Source organism: Nocardia sp. NPDC056064 (assembly GCF_042266925.1).
Classification (GTDB): domain Bacteria; phylum Actinomycetota; class Actinomycetes; order Mycobacteriales; family Mycobacteriaceae; genus Nocardia.
The window spans coordinates 277,516-296,320 of sequence record NZ_JBHJWO010000002.1 but is presented as its reverse complement, the minus strand read 5'-3'; the positions used below and the strand labels follow the sequence as shown (position 1 = coordinate 296,320).

16 protein-coding genes are annotated in these 18,805 nt (G+C 61.9%); 7 read left to right on the top strand and 9 right to left on the bottom strand.

Going from position 1 to position 18,805, the window contains the following annotated elements; all coding sequences use genetic code 11:
* Positions 1 to 213: 213 nt before the first annotated feature.
* The 3 genes from ACFC06_RS25190 to ACFC06_RS25180 form a co-directional block, all read right to left on the bottom strand.
* The gene (locus tag ACFC06_RS25190; RefSeq protein WP_375936525.1) at positions 214 to 942 is read right to left on the bottom strand and encodes a hypothetical protein; all 729 of its coding nucleotides are present in this window, start codon (positions 940 to 942) and stop codon (positions 214 to 216) included.
* A gap of 158 nt (positions 943 to 1,100) precedes the next feature.
* Complete coding sequence (locus tag ACFC06_RS25185; protein ID WP_375936522.1) at positions 1,101 to 1,547, bottom strand: hypothetical protein; 447 nt, start codon at positions 1,545 to 1,547, stop codon at positions 1,101 to 1,103.
* A gap of 424 nt (positions 1,548 to 1,971) precedes the next feature.
* The gene (locus ACFC06_RS25180; RefSeq protein WP_375936519.1) at positions 1,972 to 3,648 is read right to left on the bottom strand and encodes a DNA cytosine methyltransferase; all 1,677 of its coding nucleotides are present in this window, start codon (positions 3,646 to 3,648) and stop codon (positions 1,972 to 1,974) included.
* Between the two features lie 1,076 nt (positions 3,649 to 4,724).
* Between ACFC06_RS25180 and ACFC06_RS25175 the strand changes: the two genes are divergently transcribed.
* Complete coding sequence (locus ACFC06_RS25175) at positions 4,725 to 6,812, top strand: LGFP repeat-containing protein (protein ID WP_375936516.1); 2,088 nt, start codon at positions 4,725 to 4,727, stop codon at positions 6,810 to 6,812.
* A 63-nt stretch (positions 6,813 to 6,875) separates the two neighbouring features.
* On the opposite strand, the gene ACFC06_RS25170 is transcribed toward ACFC06_RS25175, so the two are convergent.
* Complete coding sequence (locus tag ACFC06_RS25170) at positions 6,876 to 7,289, bottom strand: hypothetical protein (RefSeq protein WP_375936513.1); 414 nt, start codon at positions 7,287 to 7,289, stop codon at positions 6,876 to 6,878.
* 278 nt (positions 7,290 to 7,567) lie between these two features.
* On the opposite strand from ACFC06_RS25170, the gene ACFC06_RS25165 reads away from it, so the two are divergent.
* The 4 genes from ACFC06_RS25165 to ACFC06_RS25150 all read left to right on the top strand — a co-directional run bounded on the left by ACFC06_RS25165 (position 7,568) and on the right by ACFC06_RS25150 (position 11,392).
* Complete coding sequence (locus tag ACFC06_RS25165; protein ID WP_375936510.1) at positions 7,568 to 8,110, top strand: hypothetical protein; 543 nt, start codon at positions 7,568 to 7,570, stop codon at positions 8,108 to 8,110.
* A gap of 19 nt (positions 8,111 to 8,129) precedes the next feature.
* Positions 8,130 to 9,224 carry a hypothetical protein gene (locus tag ACFC06_RS25160; RefSeq protein ID WP_375936508.1) on the top strand — a complete coding sequence of 365 codons (1,095 nt, stop codon included), beginning with the start codon at positions 8,130 to 8,132 and terminating at the stop codon, positions 9,222 to 9,224.
* 629 nt (positions 9,225 to 9,853) lie between these two features.
* Positions 9,854 to 10,225: a hypothetical protein gene (locus ACFC06_RS25155; RefSeq protein WP_375936505.1), complete on the top strand. Its 372-nt coding sequence runs from the start codon at positions 9,854 to 9,856 to the stop codon at positions 10,223 to 10,225.
* Positions 10,226 to 11,071: 846 nt separating this feature from the next.
* A complete protein-coding gene (locus ACFC06_RS25150; protein ID WP_375936502.1) occupies positions 11,072 to 11,392 on the top strand; it encodes a hypothetical protein in 321 nt (106 codons plus the stop codon).
* A gap of 235 nt (positions 11,393 to 11,627) precedes the next feature.
* Here the strand turns inward: ACFC06_RS25150 and ACFC06_RS25145 are convergent, their stop codons facing one another.
* The 3 genes from ACFC06_RS25145 to ACFC06_RS25135 form a co-directional block, all read right to left on the bottom strand.
* On the bottom strand, positions 11,628 to 11,972 hold the full coding sequence (locus ACFC06_RS25145; RefSeq protein ID WP_375936499.1) for a hypothetical protein: 345 nt from the start codon (positions 11,970 to 11,972) through the stop codon (positions 11,628 to 11,630).
* A 461-nt stretch (positions 11,973 to 12,433) separates the two neighbouring features.
* Positions 12,434 to 13,256 (bottom strand): IS5 family transposase gene (locus ACFC06_RS25140; protein WP_375936497.1). Its coding sequence is split into 2 segments (ribosomal slippage): positions 12,434 to 12,907 and positions 12,909 to 13,256, totalling 822 coding nucleotides; the frame shifts between segments, so codons are not numbered across the junction.
* A gap of 90 nt (positions 13,257 to 13,346) precedes the next feature.
* Positions 13,347 to 14,294 (bottom strand): hypothetical protein, encoded by a 948-nt coding sequence (locus ACFC06_RS25135; RefSeq protein WP_375936494.1) that lies wholly within the window; start codon positions 14,292 to 14,294, stop codon positions 13,347 to 13,349.
* A 202-nt stretch (positions 14,295 to 14,496) separates the two neighbouring features.
* On the opposite strand from ACFC06_RS25135, the gene ACFC06_RS25130 reads away from it, so the two are divergent.
* On the top strand, positions 14,497 to 14,859 hold the full coding sequence (locus ACFC06_RS25130; protein WP_375936491.1) for a hypothetical protein: 363 nt from the start codon (positions 14,497 to 14,499) through the stop codon (positions 14,857 to 14,859).
* Between the two features lie 420 nt (positions 14,860 to 15,279).
* On the opposite strand, the gene ACFC06_RS25125 is transcribed toward ACFC06_RS25130, so the two are convergent.
* A complete protein-coding gene (locus ACFC06_RS25125) occupies positions 15,280 to 15,603 on the bottom strand; it encodes a hypothetical protein (protein WP_375936489.1) in 324 nt (107 codons plus the stop codon).
* Between the two features lie 82 nt (positions 15,604 to 15,685).
* Between ACFC06_RS25125 and ACFC06_RS25120 the strand changes: the two genes are divergently transcribed.
* Positions 15,686 to 18,421: an NB-ARC domain-containing protein gene (locus ACFC06_RS25120; RefSeq protein ID WP_375936486.1), complete on the top strand. Its 2,736-nt coding sequence runs from the start codon at positions 15,686 to 15,688 to the stop codon at positions 18,419 to 18,421.
* On the opposite strand, the gene ACFC06_RS25115 is transcribed toward ACFC06_RS25120, so the two are convergent.
* Positions 18,418 to 18,717 carry a hypothetical protein gene (locus ACFC06_RS25115; protein ID WP_375936484.1) on the bottom strand — a complete coding sequence of 100 codons (300 nt, stop codon included), beginning with the start codon at positions 18,715 to 18,717 and terminating at the stop codon, positions 18,418 to 18,420. The genes ACFC06_RS25120 and ACFC06_RS25115 overlap by 4 nt on opposite strands.
* Between the last annotated feature and the right edge of the window lie 88 nt (positions 18,718 to 18,805).

The following is an 18,805-nucleotide window of genomic DNA, read 5'->3' as shown; positions in this document are numbered from 1 at the left end:
AAGGCATGCTCCTCTGTCTGTTGAGTGGGATATGTCACACGGGACTCACCGGCTTGGTGCGACACAGCACATCCCGTTGGAACGAACGTTCCCGGTCGCCACCTTCTCTGACGCCTCTGCTGGCCGCCACCGGCAGCGCGATATTGATGCCAATGGCGGCCAACTCGGTGCGCCGTAATCGGTAGCGTCGCCGCCGCGCCGACCCGCTCGGATCTACTTCACGCGCGGTCGTTCGTACAGGACCCGATGCGGAGTCGTCGCAGGCGGCAGACCGGCAATCATCCCGTCCTCCGACAGGCGAGCGAGGCTCAACACCCGAGAACGGTTCTTGAGGAATTTCCTCACCCCAAACTCCCCTCGATACCCGGATGAGTGCTTGGTCCCGTTCAGTTCGGCGAGGAAAACGGAACCTGACAGCTCGTACCCGCCAGCGGCCTCGAAGATCAGTTCGTTCTTGGCGAGCCGCACGGCCAGGTCTACATCGCTTACGCGTTGCCGTGTCGGGTCGAGCATTGAACCGAACAGAACCACACGGTCGACTACCCACAAGTTCATTGGATCGGCTGCGGCTTGCTCCACCCTGTGTAGGAAACCCGCTAGAGCTTTCTCTGCTGTGGCCCGGTGGACGGGTTTCGCCGCGCTGGCATTCGCCAATGCGTAGCCCTTGCTGGTGGGGCGATATGACGGCTGGACAATCTGCTCGTACCGGCAGGTTTCAGGATCGTGGACTGAGATGGTGGCGGTGGTTCCGTCTGCCTCGAGGTAGCCCTGCTCGATCAGGATGTCGAAGACACCAGCCGAGTTCTCAAGACCCATCGCGGGTGACCGCTCGAACCAATCCCTGTGGACGCGTAGTTGTTGACACATCACCTGAAGGCAGTTACGCACCTGTAGATAGGTGTTTCCGGTGTGTTCGAACTCGGCCTGGCCGTCGATGTTCATCGTGCCCCCCGTTAGCGTTGGATCGAAGAACCTGTGATCGCATAGCGGGTAAGCCGTGCCCGCCGTTTCCTCGGTTGTACCCGGTGGCGCGAAGTAATGCGAGGTTCCTGGTGGTCCCCTGATTGGAGGTACCGCCTTCGTCGGTGCCCAGACCGTCGCTACTCAGGCGGCAGGGGATTGCGCGGGCGGGCCATGCCCATGCCGCGGCGTTTGTTGAGCACCTCGACCACGCCTCGGGTGTGATAGACGGTACGTGCACCGCGGGGAGTGTGGTCGACTTGTTCATCGATGGTTTCGCGGTACTGGGTAACAGTCTTGCCATCGAGGCCGAGCAACCGGGCGATTGCGCCGAGCGTTCGGTATTCCTCGGGACCGTCGGGCATCGCCAACGGCGCTGGTCGCTTGTCGGCTTCCCAACGGTCTGCGAAGGCATCGAGTTCATCGCGGTCGTACTCCTGGGCGGGAGTTCCTCCGCCCAGGCCGGCGCGTGAGCGGGGTTGTTTGGGTTTCGGAAAGTCGGGATGGCCTACCCAGGTGTTGCGAATCGAGCCGTAGCTGCGTCCGCGCAGAGCGGCCCATTCCTTCAACGTGATCAGTGTTTCCACGCTCTCATTGTTGTTGGGTTGCTGTCGCGGTGCCTAGGCAGGCTTCTGGCGTGGCGCATCAGGGGACCTCAGGCTGATGAGCGTGGCGTACACGGCGGTCTTAGGGCCAGTGGCTGTCTTGCTAGACTCGTGGGTGCCCTTCCTTTTGCGAGTGGGGCACTTTCGGGCGGTCTGACGTGTCCGAGCTGTGGTCTCGCGATCACGGCTTCGTCAGGCCGCCCGACCCTGTATGTGATGCGTCGCAGGGGCGGGCGCGTTGAACATCGAGTCCCGCCCCGTCTGCCCACGGCTGTACGACCGCGTCGTTGACGTGGTTGATGGTGGCATCGAACGTTCGAAAGGTCCGCTCTAGAAGTGGTTGTGAGTGTGGACGAAAAGCGGAGGCTGCCGGGGAGAGTCGGGTTGTCGGCCCTCCCCGGTTCTCTCAGGCTGCCAGGGCGTAGCGATCGAGTTCCTCGCCGGTGATGGCTTCCACCAGCGCGGAGATCAGGATTTCGGCGGCGGGCGGTGTGACGGCGTTGCCGAGTTGGCGCACTTTCTGGCGTTTGGTGCCCAGGACGACGTAGTCGGAGCGGAACGCCATGGCGTTCTGGATCTCCTCGGGCTCCAGCATGCGGAAGCGCACGTCGCCGATGTGGTGCTCGGTGATCGTTTCGACTAGGGCGTACCGGTCGCGGGTGGTGAGTGCACCGATCGGATCGGCGACCGGTCGCGCGGTGCTGGTGCCGTAGTAGGGCAGAAGGAGCGAGTTCCACAACCGATCCGACATTCCTGTCGGGGGAGTGACAACGCCGTGGTGGTTACCGCTGGCCGTGACGGTGGCGAGGGGGTCGGTCACGGATCGTGCATCTGACGATCCGCCGCGTAGCTCCGCGACGAACGGCACGAATGCGACCCCTGTCTCGGCCCTGGTGGTCTGGGTTCGCAGCGGCTGAGTGGCCAGCTGAGCGCCCTTGCCCTCGCGGCCCTCCATCGGGATCATCAACGGTGGGGCGATGAACCGGCTATTGGAGCCGTCGGCGACGATCGTGGCCTTGGGGTCGCGCAGGCCGATCGTGCGGGGTCGATCTGAGCGGAGCAATGCCAGAAACGGTTCCGGGATCGCGATGCCGTCGTTCTCACGGGTCGTGCGGGTGCTCATCGGGTCGGTGACCTGTGTGGCGTCATCACGCCAGGTGCCTCCGGCCGGGACCATCATCGGTGTCGCCGAGGCGTAACGCCGCAGGCCGACTCGAATGCGTTCCATGGTCTTGGGAGCCAATGGCTTCGTCCGGTCGCCGATGCGAGTACCTGGCAGGGTCCAGTCGATCGCGGCGGCTGCTGGGAGCACAGGCGGCTCGATCACGGCATTGCGGCAGGTGTAGCGGGGGCAGCGGTAGGAGTACTGGGTGCGGTAGCGGCCCATGTCCGCCCCGGGACGCTTGAACGCTTGGAGTGCTTGCACCCATTTGTCGCAGCTGGGGCAGTAGGCCATCGGCCGCAGCCATTTGTTCCAGTCGGGGGTGCGGCCGAGCTTGAGATCCCAGTACGCGACGTAGAGTCTGTCCCGGCTCTGCGGTGCCGCCGGAGTGCGGACCGGTTGCGCGTGGGCGGAGTTCAGGGCGATGACCCTGACCCCGTAACCCAGGGCCCGGATCTCGCCGATCCAGCGGTGCCACTGGTCCCATTGGCGGACCTCGATCACGTTCTCCACGACCCCGGCACGGACTCGGCCGCCACGTTCGATCACGCCGCGCAAATACATCGGTACTTCTTCCATGAGCGCCCGGCTGCGTTCGGCTTCCTCGTCACGTTGCAAGTCGAGCAGGTCGCCCTGGAGGGTGTTGTGGAAGTCGCGCTTCTTGCCGCGCGCCGAGGACCACTGCGGGCATTCCGGCGATGCCCAGAAAACGTCGGCCACAGGCCATTTCACGATCTGTGCCTTGGCCTCTTTGGTGCTCAGGTCGCCGAGGAAGTGATCGGCTTCGGGGTAGTTGGCGGCATGGGTCTCGACAGCCTTGTCCCAGTGGTTTGCTGCGCGGGTGACTCGCATGCCGGGCACCTTCGATGCGCCCTGCGTGGAGCCGCCAGCGCCGCAGAACCAATCCATCAATTCGAGCATGGGGAATCCCTTCGTGACTTTGCGAGTGGGGTCGAAGGAAGCGGGGTGTCCGGTCCCGAGTCCTTCTATGTCAGATATTACCCGTTATTTTTGCCGTGGTCAAGGCGTGTCGAAAGTTGCTGTGGATTCTCAAACCGCATGTCGTATTCTCAGTCGCGATGTCATGTAGATGTCATTTATGACATGGGATTGAGAATCCAGGCGCTCCGTCGGGTCCCTTGGCGGACCGATCCGCCCGTGGCGATGTTGTCTGCGGTGCTGATGATCGGATTCGGCCACGTGCGGATGTGCTCCGGTGGAATCCTGCTCGGCATAGGATCGTGCGACGTGAGGAGCGCGTGTGGCGCGCAGCCCGCCTGACCTGCCTGGTGAGGCGGTCTAGTATCGTCGCTCCAGCGGAGTTGCCGCTGAAATCCCTTGGGAGGATGTGGATGTGAAGCTGCGCGATCGGTTAGCTGATCCGGTCGTGGCGCGAACATTCGCGTGGACTCGCGAGCTGGTCGAGGCCCGCAGCCCGCTATCGACTCGGTCGCCGGATTCCATCGACTGACGATCCTCGCCGCCACCGCCCGGAACAGGACTTACGAATCCGCCGCAGCGGCCTCAACGACCTGTACTCGATCTCACCGAGACTGAAGCCGACCTCGGTCACAACCGGCACTAGGCATGGTGCGCACGAGTCCGGTCAAGAAACCCAGCTCCGGCGAGGTTCGCTATCTAAATAGACTATGCGCCTGCATGATTCGATGTGCAATCCCCGGATAGCTCTGTCGGATCTGTCTCCGGTTCGTGACCCCGGCGGTATCAATTGTGCCGACATAGCCAATGCGCATCATTGATCCTGGGATAGCCGCAGTTTCACTGAATCACGCACTGGGGGTAGAAAATTGAACGACGCCCGACTCGGTCTACCTCGTACAACGGGGAAATTCAGGGCATTCATCATCGCGATCATCGCGCTAGTACTCGCCGGACTAGCCGTTTCGGTGAACGCTCAGCCACCCCCGCAGCCACCGGCACCGGCGCAGCCATGGCGGGCGACCGAAAATCCCAACGCCACAGTAGTGCCCGGGAAGATGCGGTCGGACCGCGAAGATGTGCCAGGCGGGTTCTCCAAAGCCGATGCCGACAAGGCCGAGACGATGGAAGCCAAGATTCGAGAACAGGCAGTCTCGTTCGTGACGCCCGGTTGTCAGGTTTACTGGCCGTCACCGTTTGAGGTGTGCGGAGCGATCAAGGACAAGTACAACGAACTCGGCGGCCCGAACAGCTTCCTGCTGTGGCCCACATCCAACGAGATCCAACAGCCCGATGGGATCGGCGCGCATAGCGTATTCACCAATGGGCCGATCTTTTGGTCACCATGGGGTGGCGCTCACCCGGTGGTGAACCATTTTTATGCCGCCTGGCAACGCAACGGCTGGGAAGGTGGCGTGCTCGGCTATCCCACCTCCGATGAGATCGTCAACCCCGACGGGATCGGACGTCGCCAATACTTCGACGGCGGCACGATCTACTGGAAGCTCAACGAAGCCTACTTCGTCGGAGGTGCCATCCGTGACAAGTGGGGCGAAACCGGTTGGGAGGGCGGTTGGCTGGGCTATCCCACTTCCGACGAAAACGTGCTGCCCGACGGACAGGGCAGGATGAACAAGTTCGAACACGGCCGCATCTACTGGTCACCCTCGACCGGTGCGCACCCTGTCGCCGGCCGGATCGAAATCGAGTGGGGAAGCGAACAATACGAGTCAGGGATGTTCGGCTATCCGGTCAGTGACGAGAGAGTCGTTGCGCGCGCTGACAGTCGAGAACAGGACTTCCAGGAGGGCACTATCGCGGTTCCCAATCCACTCGACGGCGGCGACGGCCCAGATGAAGACGACGTTCGCGTACCGACCTCAGGGGGTGACGACTACGCCCCTAACGCGGACTGGCGCACCGGGCAAGGGATCATCGGCGACAGTTCGCCATGGGACCGCTGCGCAACAATGGGCTCACCGACAACGGACGGGCTGGATGGGTGCGCGGGGCCCGGATACATCGCCCCATCCGGTTCTACGCCTAACGAGGGCGCTCCGGGGCTGCTCCAAGATCCGATCAGCTTGAAACCTGGCTGTGACCGGGACTACGAGAAGAAGAAGGCAGACGCGCTCGCCCACCGTCCCCTCAGCGAATCGTGGTGGCAGGAAGAGCGACTGTATTCCTGCGCGGTCAACCCATTCGTGGTGGAGATCGAGCAGACCGTCGATGGCAAGCCCGCAGGCATCATCGCCTCTGCCTCCGGCAAGGTCGAGCAGGAACTCATCACCCACCACAACCGCACCACCTCGGACTACCGGGTGCGCGTGACCGTCGAGCACATCTCGGGAACGATCGCGGTGACCGGCAGCGCTCCCTGCACCGGCATCTCGTGCCCCGTCATCGTCCACGACGAGATCGTCAACGAACCACTCACTCCAGGTGCCCAGATCTTCGGCTTCTATGAGTTCGGGCCCAACGGACTCGCGCCGAACCAGATCATGACGCTGATCATGGAGATGAAGCTCCGTTTCACGTCGCCGGGAGCTCGGGAGAAGCAGCCGGGCAGTCTCGAATGGCGCAGCATATCTCCAGAGATACGCTGCGACAACGAAACAAACGTTCCCGGTATCTCGGTCGGCCTCCAGTCTCAGGGATGCGTGTTCCCCTCCAGGACGCCCGTGGTCGACTTCGCGTCGGAGGCTTTGCTGACCCCTATTGCCGACCATGTTCGGCAAGCGCAGCAGTCCGGGTTGCCTGGAGCGCCCAAGTTCTACTGGACGGGACCGCTGAGCCGGATGACGAATGAAGCTGAACGGCGGCGAAATGGGGGCCGAGCTTGTCCGAGTGGTCGGTACAGTGCTACGGGTCGTACTTGTGACGAGTATCCGTTCAAGTCGACATATCAAGGTGCCGCCCAACCGTCTGGCGTCGTGCTGCCGCCGAATGGGCGAACCTTCACCGGATGTGAGATCGATGATCCTCCGCGGGTCGAGCTCTCACGAACCGGCAGCCCAGGATATAGCGTGTGCATGATAGACGCCGCCGCCAACAATAGACAAGGCGACGTGTTGGCCACCTTCTACTACGAGAATCGGGTCATGGATGGTGATCAGTTCTATGTCCGGGCTGATCCAACGATGTGATGGAGATGAGCATTGACGGTGTTGACCGACGTTGTCGACGATGACGGCAGGGTGTTTCATCTGCTAGACCGGAATCTTCATCGTCAGGCGTTGACGATAGACTTCGAGGGAGGCGGTCAGCGACTCAAACCCGGGGTCGGTGCACTCGGCATCCTGACAAATAACGATTTCGACTACGAGGTCATCAATAGAGTTCGCGTCAGTGTCGAGGTCGGTCAGGGGCGGTTCCCGAACGAGCCGAACGATGCTCAGTTCATCGAGGAAGCCGAGTACCTCACCGAACTTGGCCAACAGTACGTCGCGGACTGCAACCTCGAAGAATGTCACGGAGAGCTCGCTGGTGCGCTGACTCCTCCCGGTCGGGCGATTGTCCATGTTCGGCTGTACGGGATCGAACGGCCACACGAGCCATATCTGGCCGAACCGCCGGGTTACCCACCTCGGTTGATCCCGGTTGCCGAACATCTCCTGTTGCATATCTGGAATGAATCGAGCCCCAGATCCGATCCCTAGATGTGGTTCCCCCCGTCGGCATTTGCTGTCGGGGGAACCGCCGTCTTGTCAGTACGCGCCACACTCGGCGCAACTATTGTCGAATAGCGGGGCGCGGTGGGGGTGTTGGCGAGGTCGACACAGCGTGGAGAGCGGTTGCGGGGCATGGCTTTTCGCGAAATCGAAGTTTGAGCTAGCCTTTAGTGGGCTTGTGTGTCTCCTGTGATGAGCCGATGGTCAGATGGTCGCATAGGTGTAACTGGGTGGATCTCGCGATGCTGTCGGGGTTTGCGGGCGGGGGTCAGTGGCTACGCGCAGGCTGCGTCGTGCAAGGTGCGGAGCCGACCATCGACATGACCGCGCGCAACGTGACCGCACACGCTGGCCACATCGGCTACGCCCAATCCAGCGGACTGCCCGGCAAGCCGAATGGTACGCCGCTGACTCGGACCACCGACGAACCCGCCGTTCAAAACAACCGCAACACCACGTGCAACCGGGTTCCCGGACCTCGTCCACCTGGTCAGCAATGCGATGAATACCCTTTCGCGTCCACCCGAGACGGTGGAGGCGGTGGTGGCCCGGCACGGGCCTATGGCAGGGTCCGAACCGATCCCTGCGCGCAGGAGAAGATTCCCGCTTCGATCAGGATGCTGCCGATCCCAGTGCCGTACTTCGACGGCCAGGGGATCGATATGTGCTTGATGCCGGGCCGAGACAGTATGCGCGGTGGTGGCATCCTGAGCTGGTTCTATCTGAAGAACCGGGCCCTTGACGGCGACCAGTTCTACGTGAAGGGCCTATAACGAACAAAGGAGCAGATCGATGACCGAAACCGGGACCGTCCAGGTCGAAGACCATCAGTTCCTCATCACCGCAGCCGACGCCGACACCACCGACGTCACCGCGGAGGGAACCCTGATCTGGACCGGTCCCGGGTTCGTGTCCGTACTCGCCGGAATCTCCCACGGGCCGGTCACCCTCACCGTCGACCTGACCGGAACGTTCGACACCGCTCTCGACTCGTGGGAAGCGGTCGAGGAGGCTGTCGTCGAAGCAGGCACCGCGCTCCACCTCATGACACTCGGTGGGAACCTCGCCGAACCGTTTTCACCGATTCCGGCCGGCCGCTACACGATCCGAGTCCATGCCTGCGGCCGTGACACCCACTTCGACCTCGGCGTCACCGAACCCGTCGAGACCTACCTGATACAACTCGGCCCCACAACGACACCACCAGCGGGTATAACGTGCCTGCGCAGAACCGACAGTGCCCACGGCGCCACGGAAGTGCCCACCGACCGTCGCCCGAAGACCGACGACCGAGTCAACATTCCAGGCGAAAACGGCACGTGGATCAAAGTCGATCGCGACAGCCCTCGAGCCCACGAGGTCTACGAATACCGGGCACAGTTCGGCCCGCGCCCACCCTCGGAATGGCTTACCGCTGACCCCGGACGGCGGCTGACTGCGTCCTACGTCGCCTACATGGACCGGGACCTGGTCGACGACATCGCCGCCCTCACTGCCGACCAACAACGCGCCCTCGCCCGGTGGACGACACGCCGCGCCTTCGAGCGCGCGGGCTTGGCCGAACACCCCGACTTCCGTGCCGCACTCGACGCGATGGACAACGCGACACCACCACCACCCAAATTCACGGTCCCCTCGCTGATCAGCAACTGGATGGACACCGACCCCTCCATCACCTTCACCGTCGCGCCCGGATTCGGCGGGCAAACCGACTCCTGCCCACAGTCCGACGCGATCGCGACCTACCTGTACACCGTCGGCGACGAAACCGACATCGAATCACCTACCGCAGCATTCGAAGCGATCCGCTGGGCAAGCCGCGCATACGGCCACGACTACCCCGAGCTCATCACCGCGATCCGCGAAGAGTTCTTCCCCCGAACCTGATCGTTCCGAGTCCCGCCCTACGTTGCTGATCGACAGCCTGCCGATACGCGTCCGCAGGCGGCCCACCTTCCAGAGATGAAGCTCGCGCGAGACTTGCTGGCATGACGCCGCGCTGAGGTGGCGCGGATGTGACCTGGTCAGCAGTGCGCCGGATGCAGCTGAGTCCGAGAATCTACATGGCTTTGCTGTCTATTCCAAGATCGAAACCATCTGGGCTGGCTGCTGCTGGCGGGCGGTGCAGTGTTGTTCTGCCGCATTCCATCTGATCCGGGGGGGCAGACGGACGGGCGGAACTGTCATTTCTGTCATCGCGGGAGCGATGCCGGCTGGGCGCCGGGTTGAGCCGGGCCCCGGGGCAGGCCAGGCTCGTAGGGGTAATGAGCGGGCAGCATCTTGGATGAGGCTTTATTAAGTTGCCGGAACTATGCCGAACACGCGGTCCCTTGAGGCGATGGTGCGGTCTTGAGCTGCGATCAGGGGTGCCTTGGAGACGGTGTCTGCATGGCGCTGGATTGTGCGTGGCTATGCCATTGAATTTGCCCTCTGTTGTCGGCCCTCGACCCACTTCGGCACCCATCCAGGATGCGGCCGGGGCTTGGGCCATCAGGATGCCCGGTCATACTGTGTCGATGATCTACTTCGCCTGCGCCGCGTGCGAGCAGCCGCTCACCGGCGATCTCCGGGAGTCGCAGATGTTCCCGGCCAGCGATAACCTGTCTGACCACCGCATCGCCGCCCCTCGAGTCGCGCGAGGCACTTATGCGATCAACTACGACGCGACGCGGTTCATCCTGCATCCCGACGACGTGCCCGGGACGACTCGTCACGCCGACTCCAAGCGGTGCAACGGCTGCTGTGGGCTCGATGGGCAGGATGGCCCCAACCTCGTCTGCCTTGGCTGCGGCGTCGATGTCGCGACCAAGGAATCGGACTGTTGGACCGACAACTTGGTCGCGGTGATTGCCGCCGCTGTGCTCACTAATTCGAGATCTTCATCCTGACCGTGGCATCATCTGACCGCCTCGAGACGTATGCGCAGTGATATGGCCGCCTCGGCGTTGCCCGTGCGCGAGCACCAGCTGGGTCCACAGCTGCGAGTTCTGCTCGGTGAGCCCACGAATGCGCTGATGCGCCAACTCGAGATGGCGCTGCCAAGATTCGTCACTTGCGCGTGAGGCCCGTCCAGAACCGGCCCGGCGACGCGGTTTGGATCTGATGCGATCGAGCAGGTCGTGTTGGGTGTAGATCCACGAGCTCGCGACGTTTGCAGCTTTGGTGAGTCCCGCGACGGGATGGAAATGATCGCCAGTTTCGTCGAGTGCGTCTAGAGCCCGCCGACGCGCGGATTCATGGCGGGCCGCCGCAGCACGGAAGGACAACGAATGTGAATTCCCCCGGCTATGGCGAAACAGAGGATTGCTACCCCTGATGGAACGAAATTCTTGTCCAATATTGGGGGCTGGCCAGCCCCGAACCGCCGTGACACCGATCGCTGCGCCCATCATGCTCAACAAGAAAGAACTCAGGTTTCTAGGCACACGACCTGGCGCCTGATACCAGGCCTTGGATACGGATCGTGCCCTGGTCTGCACTGGCAATGGCTCTGCACTTGGAGTATCGGGCTGTCCGGCGCAATTCCGCCCGTCCTGAACCGGGTCGAGCGTGTGCATGATCGACGAAGCGCAGAACTCGGCAGCGAGCAGTGCCCTGGGTGCCTTGTGCTGCACGGATCGAGTCATCAACCAAGATCCTTTCAGAGTGCAAGTGCAGGAGGTTTGCTTGCCCTGACACCCTGGCACTGTTGTTCAGCGCTACAATGGGGGTCATTTGACTGGTAAGGAGACGGCGTGCGTGGTAAGGCGGTCGGAGCTGCTGTACTGGGTGCGTTGGTTCTAGGCGGTGTCGTCGTCGGCATCCTGCGTTCCGGCGACATGAGGACGACCGTTCCGACCACAGGACAGGATCTGGGTACCATGACCGCCGAGCCTCGACCTGCGCGCGACGACGATTACGATCCCGATCTCGAAGATCCAGTGATCGACTTAGGTAAACCGACAACCTGGGAAGAGTTCGCTGAGGACTCTCAAGCGGGCATGACTCCCGGCGAGTACGAGGATGGTCCCAAAGGGTTGGAAGGCGGGCCTTTGTGGTCCACGGAGAATCCCTGAATTTCGATCGTGTCAGCTGAGTCAGGCACCGACAGAATTCGGTCTGGCCTAGCTGGCATGTTTCCGTTCCAGAATCGGCCGCGGTTGGCTGCGGCGCGCGGTTGCGAACGGTTTACGAGGTCTGGCAGGGCCAGGGCTTCGACGCGCTGCCTACCCGTCTTCACCCCGGGAAAGTACTTCGGGGACATCCATGACATCTTCGCGCAGCTCTCAGTCTGACCACACCGTCACGTCGTCACCGAGGATCGTTCGGCGGTCGGTTGCTCTCGATATAGGCGTGGCCGGTTGGATCTACTGGCCGCGGCGGTACTTCACACAAGATGTTGATGATCTTGCGCCACCTGCTCCGCTCGGCTGTCAGGGCCAGCTCGGCGCCCTGCCGGGTCGCGATCGCGATCTCGGTCTGGCCCGGGTTTGGGTCGCGTTCACGAAACTGCGCGATCTGGCATTGACCCTGCTCGATCTCGCCTTCGATCGCCGCCAAGACCGCCTCGGCGGCAGCTATCAGTTCCGGAGTGACCGGGAGTGTGCTCGCGAACGCCTGGCTTGCGGCCATCAAGTCCTTACCCTGTCCAAACATCCGATCATTCTCCACCAGTGGATGGCGATTTGACGGGATCCCTCCAGGGTCGAGGCCCCCGCCGGTCTGCTCGGCCGCGTGCTGGTGGTTGTTGTTTCGTCGAGTTTCCGCATGTCGTGGTCCGGGAGTAATCCTGGATGTCGCGGGTGGACGTGACCTCGCCGATCTGGCTTCACGCGTGTCGCTGGATCGGCCTCGCGACCTCGGCACCGGTGTCTGGTGCTGCGAGCGATCGCCTTGATCTGGGTGGCGATTGGCCGACCAGGTGGAAGGTAACCTGCTGTCGCCGGGCAGGCGAGATGACCGCGCGCCGGGATTATGGGATTGCCGCTGACCGCGGAGATCCCGGGTCCGGGTGAGCGGTGTCCGTAATACCCGCCCGTCACCTGGGTGGGCTCATAGCTGTAGATAACGCCAGACAGGTGGGATGGTAGATTCCGGAAGATGCCTAAGAGCGTGTCTCATGTCGCTGCTCGAGCCTTCGCCAGCTTCTTGTAGCAGGTCAATGTCGCTGCCAGTGTGAGGAAGCCGCAATAGTGAGTGTCTTTGCGGTCGTAGCGGATCGAGAGCCGGTGATAGCCGCCCAGCCAGGCGATCGTGCGTTCGATGACCCACCGATGCCGACCCAACCGCTGGCTCGACTCGATCCCACGACGGGCGATACGAACACCGATACCTCGGTCACGCACCCATTCCCGCAGATCGCAACTGTCATATGCCTTGTCCGCGTGTAGCTTCCCCGGTCGACGCCGACGTGGCCCGCGCCGGGAACGCACCGCAGGGATCGCCCCCACCAACGGGCGCAAGGCGGCAGCGTCGGGGGTGTTGGCCGCCGAGACGGCGACGGTCAGTGGGATCCCGTTCCGATCGGACAACACATGCAGTTTCGAGCCCGGTTTACCCCGATCGACCGGATTCGGGCCGGTCATCGGGCCCCCTCTTTGCTCGCACCGACGCGCCGTCGACCACGACACGCGACCAGTCGAGCAAGCCCTCGCTGCCGAGCTCGTCGAGCACGGCGCACTGTAGGCGCCGCCATAGACCCGCCTCGGTCCAGGCTGTGAACCGGCGATGCGCGGTCGGGACCGTGACCCCGAACCCCGGTGGCAGCATCCGCCACGCACAACCGCTGGTCAACACGTATACGACCGCGGTGAACACGGCTCGCTCGTCGGTGGGTGCGGTCCCGCCGCCCTGGCGACGCGGCGTGAACGCCGGTAGCAACGGCTCGACGAGGTTCCACAGCTCGTCGGGTACCAAACGCAACGAAAGGTGGTCGGTCACGACCGAAGATCATGCACCACAACCGATCCCGCCGTCTCGGCGGGATCAATTGCGACGTGAGACACGCTCTAAGTTTCGCTGGGAACGGTGCTACTTGTCAGGAGCTGCGAACGAGTACGCGCAGTCCTTGGGCCAATTGCACGGCCTGAGGACGTTGCCACTTCCATCGGCACGTTGTCGGTGAGTGAACGCCATTTCATACTTGGGGGCAAGTCCGACTATGGTGAACGGTTCGCCGTCCATGTCGATTGTCACTATGTCGCCGGTCAGAAACTCCACCGCAATCTCGAAGTCGCAGACGCAGGACCCCGCGATGATCAACAGGTTGAACGACAGGGTTTCGTCCTTGGCTAGGGTGATCGTGTTTTCCTTCGCGAAGTCCAGGTCAGTGAGCTGATAGTAAGGATCTCCGAGGACTTTCGCCTCGACGACGTCGGCCTGATTCAAGTCAACGCCCGCTTCGATCGCGTCGGCCACTCCTTGGGGGAATCCCGCGATCACCGTTCCTGACGGAGCTGGCCGCCGACTGAGTACTTTCACCGCGAGACTCGAAATGACCGCTGGCTTATTCCTGAGACCGGTGATTTTGAAAGAAATGGTGTCCTCGACTTGCATCTCTTCCGCGCTGGTCAGGACGACTAGCCGGCTCGCTACGGAGCTGGTCGCACCGCGCTCTTGTAAGACCTTGCTCCCGTCACCGACATCAGCACCATCGAGGTCGACAGCGCTTTCCGAAACAACCGAGCCGAACTTTCGTTCAGGTCCTCGTACCGCCGAAACCCGCACCGGCGGAACTGTCGCGTCAAACTCATCACGGTCGGCGGCCAGTGCCTTATTCGCGTTGACCACACGCTGGGGATAAAGCTCTCCGTAAACCAGGATGCTGGTAGCTACAAGAAGACCGACAACGACCACTGCAAACACGATCCACCGAGGCGAAATTCTGAAATTATTGTTCTGGGTGTTGCCTCCGCCGATCTGCACGCCTTGGGCGTTTACAGTGGCATGCGACAACGGCTTCCCACCCTTGATGCCCACGTGTCAACCCCCATGTCTGCACTCCGGTCCGCTACAGGACTAGATAATCGAGCGTGCTCAGGACGGTTGTCTCGTGAACGACACCCCCATGCCCAGGCCATACGGGATGTTCGCGCTTAGTTGCCTCTTCGATCACCGGTGTTGCGCGATGCGTTGTTCGCTAACCTGGCGGTGATACTGTGCGACTGGGGAGGCTGTAGTCATGAACGAAGCGCTCGACATCATCGCAACGGCGCTGCTCGCTGGTGCTGCCGCTGGTGGGCAGGATGCCGCGTCGTCTGTGGTACGTGATTCGTACGCCGGGCTTCGGAACTTGTTGCGGCGCAGGACCGATTCCTCTCCGGAGTCTGCCGCCGCGATCGAGGCGGCAGAGGCTTCTACTGATGCGGGAGCGCTTGCAGCAGCGCTGGCCGAGGCTGACCTTGATGATGTCATCGAGTTGCGTTCAGCCGCCGAAGCACTTCTGGCAAACTTGCCGAGTCGGGACCGGCTAGGCCAGATCACCTTGAACATCCAAGGCAACCAAATCGGCGATGGGAATATTCAGAACAACCACTTCGGGTGATTGTGATTGCACGCCGCCGCACACCACTGCGGTGTCGAGCCGACCACGCTGGCCGCCAAGGTCGGCCAGCTCGATTGAGAACTGCATCATCAGCCCATCGCCCACGACACGGTCACCATCACCGACTACGGGGTACTCCGTCGTCGCGACCGCCATCCTCCGCGCCCGATCCATCGAAATCTGAAACCTGACGCGAGACCAGTGGTCGCGAACAGTGTTGACGCAGTGCATGATTCGGTTCATGAAGCCCGAGCCGAACTCGGTAGCGCGGCCCCTATCCCTACGTGCTGCCGGGGGACGCTGCCTCGCGCTGTGGAGCACGCGATCGGTGCGCCGGGACTTGATCACCCTCGGCGCACTACGCCGGGCAGGCGGCCATCAGTCATTCTACATTCGGTCTTCGCTGCGCATATCTCTGGCTCACTGGTCGAGGACGAGACCGTATCTCCTCCAGCGCTCGAGTTGGTCATGTGCGCAGTCGCGGTGCGTGAATGCTGCCGCGTCGCGTTCGATTGGGCAGCAACCTGAATGCGTCGAGCAGCCCTGCGTCCAGGCAGGCGTGTCCTCCAGGACGATCACGTTGGTCGGTATCAGCCCGTCGGAGGTGAGCGGTGCGAGCAAGGTCGCCTCGCGGTCCGGGTCGCCCAGTGCTGCGGCAGGCAGCATCGCGAAGTGCCAGCTGCCGGTGGGGGACCGAGCCGCGATGCGGACAGGATCGTCCAACAGCGCGGTGGCGGCCTGCACGGCTGCTACGGCGGTATCGGCGTAGCAGAAGATGTCGAGCGGAGAGCCGTCGATTCGGGAGTAGACCGCGGCACACCAGTCGGTGCTGCAGCGGCTCGGGTTGGTGGTCGAGGGTGAACTGGTCGGCACGTGGTCCGTAGCAGCGTCCCGTCAGGAGATCCTTTCCCGGCTGCAGGGGTTCACCGAGTTGCTCGCTCACCCGCGGCATCTGATCGCCGAAGCAGTCGGGATCGATGAGACCTCAGCCGGGCTCCACCACGTTCCTTCAGGTGAGGGCACTGCACGCTCCGAACTGATCGATGGGATTGCTCACCGATTCGCAAACCTCCGCGCTGGACACGCCCTGCGGTGCGCGCTCACCGGCAAGTCCGGAATCGGGAAGAGCAGGCTGGCTGCGATGTTCGCCCACACCCACCGCCACGCCTACGACCGAGTGTGCTGGATCGACTCGGAGTCGGAAGCATCAGTACACGCCTCGGTGATCAGCCAACGCCACACCCTCGGCCTCGCCGGCCAGGAAAAGCGCGCCATCCGCGAATTGGCGGAATCGTTTCGCGAATCGATCGCAACATCTCCGGGTCGTTGGCTGGTCGTTTTCGACAACGCCCGAACCCCAGCCGACATCGAGCAGTGGCTGCCCAACACAGGTTCGGCCCACGTCCTGATGACATCCAACAACGAGGTCGCATGGTCGGCGTTCAGCCCGATCGAAGTACGAAGGATGACCGACGAACAAGCCTTCAGCATGCTGCGCTCACGTCTGGAAACCGACGATCCGACCGCAGAGATCACCCCAGCAGAAGTCAAGATCATCAACCGATTCGGTGGATGGCCCTTGGCGCTGCAGCTCGTGGCAGCGCACTTCCATTCCCTACCAGCACTGACCCTCGGCGTCGAAACATATCTGGCGCAGATCAGCGACTACGTGATCGACGACCCTGAACTCGATCACGACGGATACCCTCGCACATTGCAGGCGGCTATCCACATGTGTCTCGACAGACTCGCCACGCGTGCAGAATCCGGCGACATCGCCGCGGTCGATGCCTGCAAAATGCTGACGATCGGATCGATTTTCGCCTCGCATGCGATCCCAGATGTACTCCTGTACTCGGTGGCATCCAGCCCAGTGCCATCAATTCACGAGAACCGCGGCTACCCGATACCCGTCGAAGAAAAGGATCTGCCCAAGGCTTCTCGCGCGATCCACAGGATCCGCACCGAGTCCCTGGTAGACCGCAGTATCAGTGCCGATGAGAAGACCCCGATGCCCTTGCGAGCGCAGGTCGAAATCAACGAAATCATTCAGACAATCATTCGCAACCGCGAGAACGTCGCCACATTGATCGACTCGACCGCACATCATCTCTCCACCTATCTCGACTTCTACCTGCAGAATGAGCGCTATACCGAGGCAATCCTCATCCAACCGCATGCACTGTCGGTTCTCGGGTACTCGACTGCGGTTCTCCACGAGCTCGCCGCGCCGGAGTCCTGCGCTACCCTCGCAGGCAACCAGGCCGTCTTCCTCGATATACAAGGTCGCAGCGCGGAAGCTACGCCTTGGCTCGAATTCGAAATGACATTCCTCCGACACGCACCCCACCACAGCCACCGCCTCATTGCTAAGACATCAAACCAGCTGATTCTCAATAAGATCCGCCTCGGTAGGCCACGCAGTGACATCCTTCCGCACGCAATGGACGGCATTCAAGCACTGGAAGAGTCTGTACAAGCAGGCGACCTGAATTGGGAAGGTGGCACTGTCGTCGCAGGCATTACGCAGTGGCTCGATATAGCGATCGGACGAGCAGAATTCGCCGGTAGCCATGAACCTGACATTCAGGATCTCAAGAACCGATGCCAAAGGCTCGCTGAAATATTCCCAACAGATGAGACCTTTCGAAAGATACCCATGGGCTCGATCAATAGCCTCATAAAATCCGACCGCGATGAGGAAGCCCTCGCTATCATTGAAGCAACTCTCGACACGATGCCCACACTCGAACACCACCATCGCCTTGCTCTTTCCGCAACACGATTGGAAACACTCGCATATTTGCGCCGCTTCGACGAACTTTCCGCAAACCTGGACCGGTTCGTTGCCGACCTCGACATGAATCCACTGGTTCGCGCCGGCATCGATGCGAACCTGATAAATACAGGAAACGCCCTCACTACGGCGCTGATATTTGGCAAATTTTCGGAGGCAGCGCCGATCCTTGATAGAATTCTGACAGTTTGCAGGCCGATGCTGATCAGCGACTACCACAAGTGGTGTCACGCGGTTCTGTCCGCGGCGGCGGCCAGTTTTCGCAACGATCGAGAAGGCGTTCGAAGGATTCTCGCCGTTTACGCAGCTGAGCTCCCGGCATCAATTCCTGATACCGTCTGGACGATCGGCATGTTCGAGTATCTCCTCCGGTGGCTCAAGTTCTGGCTCGAATGCGCGGATAGCGGCCAACAAGCACGACTGATCGAGGGAAACCCTCTTGGGCCGGGCTCCGTCCCCGATCCATCGGGTAAAGAGACACGGGCAATGTTCATGCGGGTATCCAAAGATGATCGAGCCCGGCTTCCCGAACTCGGGCACTATTCAGCATGCCGACAGCAGGACTGCGGAAGCAGCAGGAGGATCATCGAGCTTCGTCATCCCGAGAGCAACGCGCCGTTCGCGTGGATCGAATACGGCATTCCGGAGCGTGTCCAAAATATCGAAGCGAAGGCAATCGGGGACTACCTCGACAGTTTCGCTACGATCGTTCTCACAACCAGCGACAACGACGACTCGGGCACCCTCGCAGTGTTCTCTGACTAGGGCCTGTCCTGTAAGTCATCAGAGCCAGAGGATGATCGCGGCGATGGTGAGTCGGCCTGGAAGTAGACGGCGCGTTTGGCGTAGCGGGTGGCCAGACCACGGAACTGCTTGAACCTGTTGAAGCATCGCTCGACCATGTTGCGCTGTTTGTATGCCTCATGCTCGAACACTGGCGGTCGTCCACCGGCCGATCCCTTGGCGCGTCGGCGGGCGATCTGGTCGTCTCGTTCGGGACTGACGAACTCGATACGCCGTCGGCGCAGCGCGGGATGCCGCATACGCATGTCGGCAAGCACGGTCTGCGACCGTGTCTGTGGCTTGCCGGGGGCCGGTACGGGCAAACGCTGATCCCGTCGAGCAACGGCAGGATCTTCGGATCGTCAC

Bases quoted from the DNA above. Each gene is read 5' to 3' on its own strand.
- ACFC06_RS25180 (WP_375936519.1), bottom strand. From the start codon at position 3,648: ATGCTCGAATTGATGGATTGGTTCTGCGGCGCTGGCGGCTCCACGCAG.
- ACFC06_RS25145 (WP_375936499.1), bottom strand. From the start codon at position 11,972: ATGTTTGGACAGGGTAAGGACTTGATGGCCGCAAGCCAGGCGTTCGCG.
- ACFC06_RS25175 (WP_375936516.1), top strand. From the start codon at position 4,725: ATGCGGTCGGACCGCGAAGATGTGCCAGGCGGGTTCTCCAAAGCCGAT.
- ACFC06_RS25160 (WP_375936508.1), top strand. From the start codon at position 8,130: ATGACCGAAACCGGGACCGTCCAGGTCGAAGACCATCAGTTCCTCATC.
- ACFC06_RS25130 (WP_375936491.1), top strand. From the start codon at position 14,497: ATGAACGAAGCGCTCGACATCATCGCAACGGCGCTGCTCGCTGGTGCT.
- ACFC06_RS25190 (WP_375936525.1), bottom strand. From the start codon at position 942: ATGAACATCGACGGCCAGGCCGAGTTCGAACACACCGGAAACACCTAT.
- ACFC06_RS25155 (WP_375936505.1), top strand. From the start codon at position 9,854: ATGATCTACTTCGCCTGCGCCGCGTGCGAGCAGCCGCTCACCGGCGAT.
- ACFC06_RS25170 (WP_375936513.1), bottom strand. From the start codon at position 7,289: ATGCAACAGGAGATGTTCGGCAACCGGGATCAACCGAGGTGGGTAACC.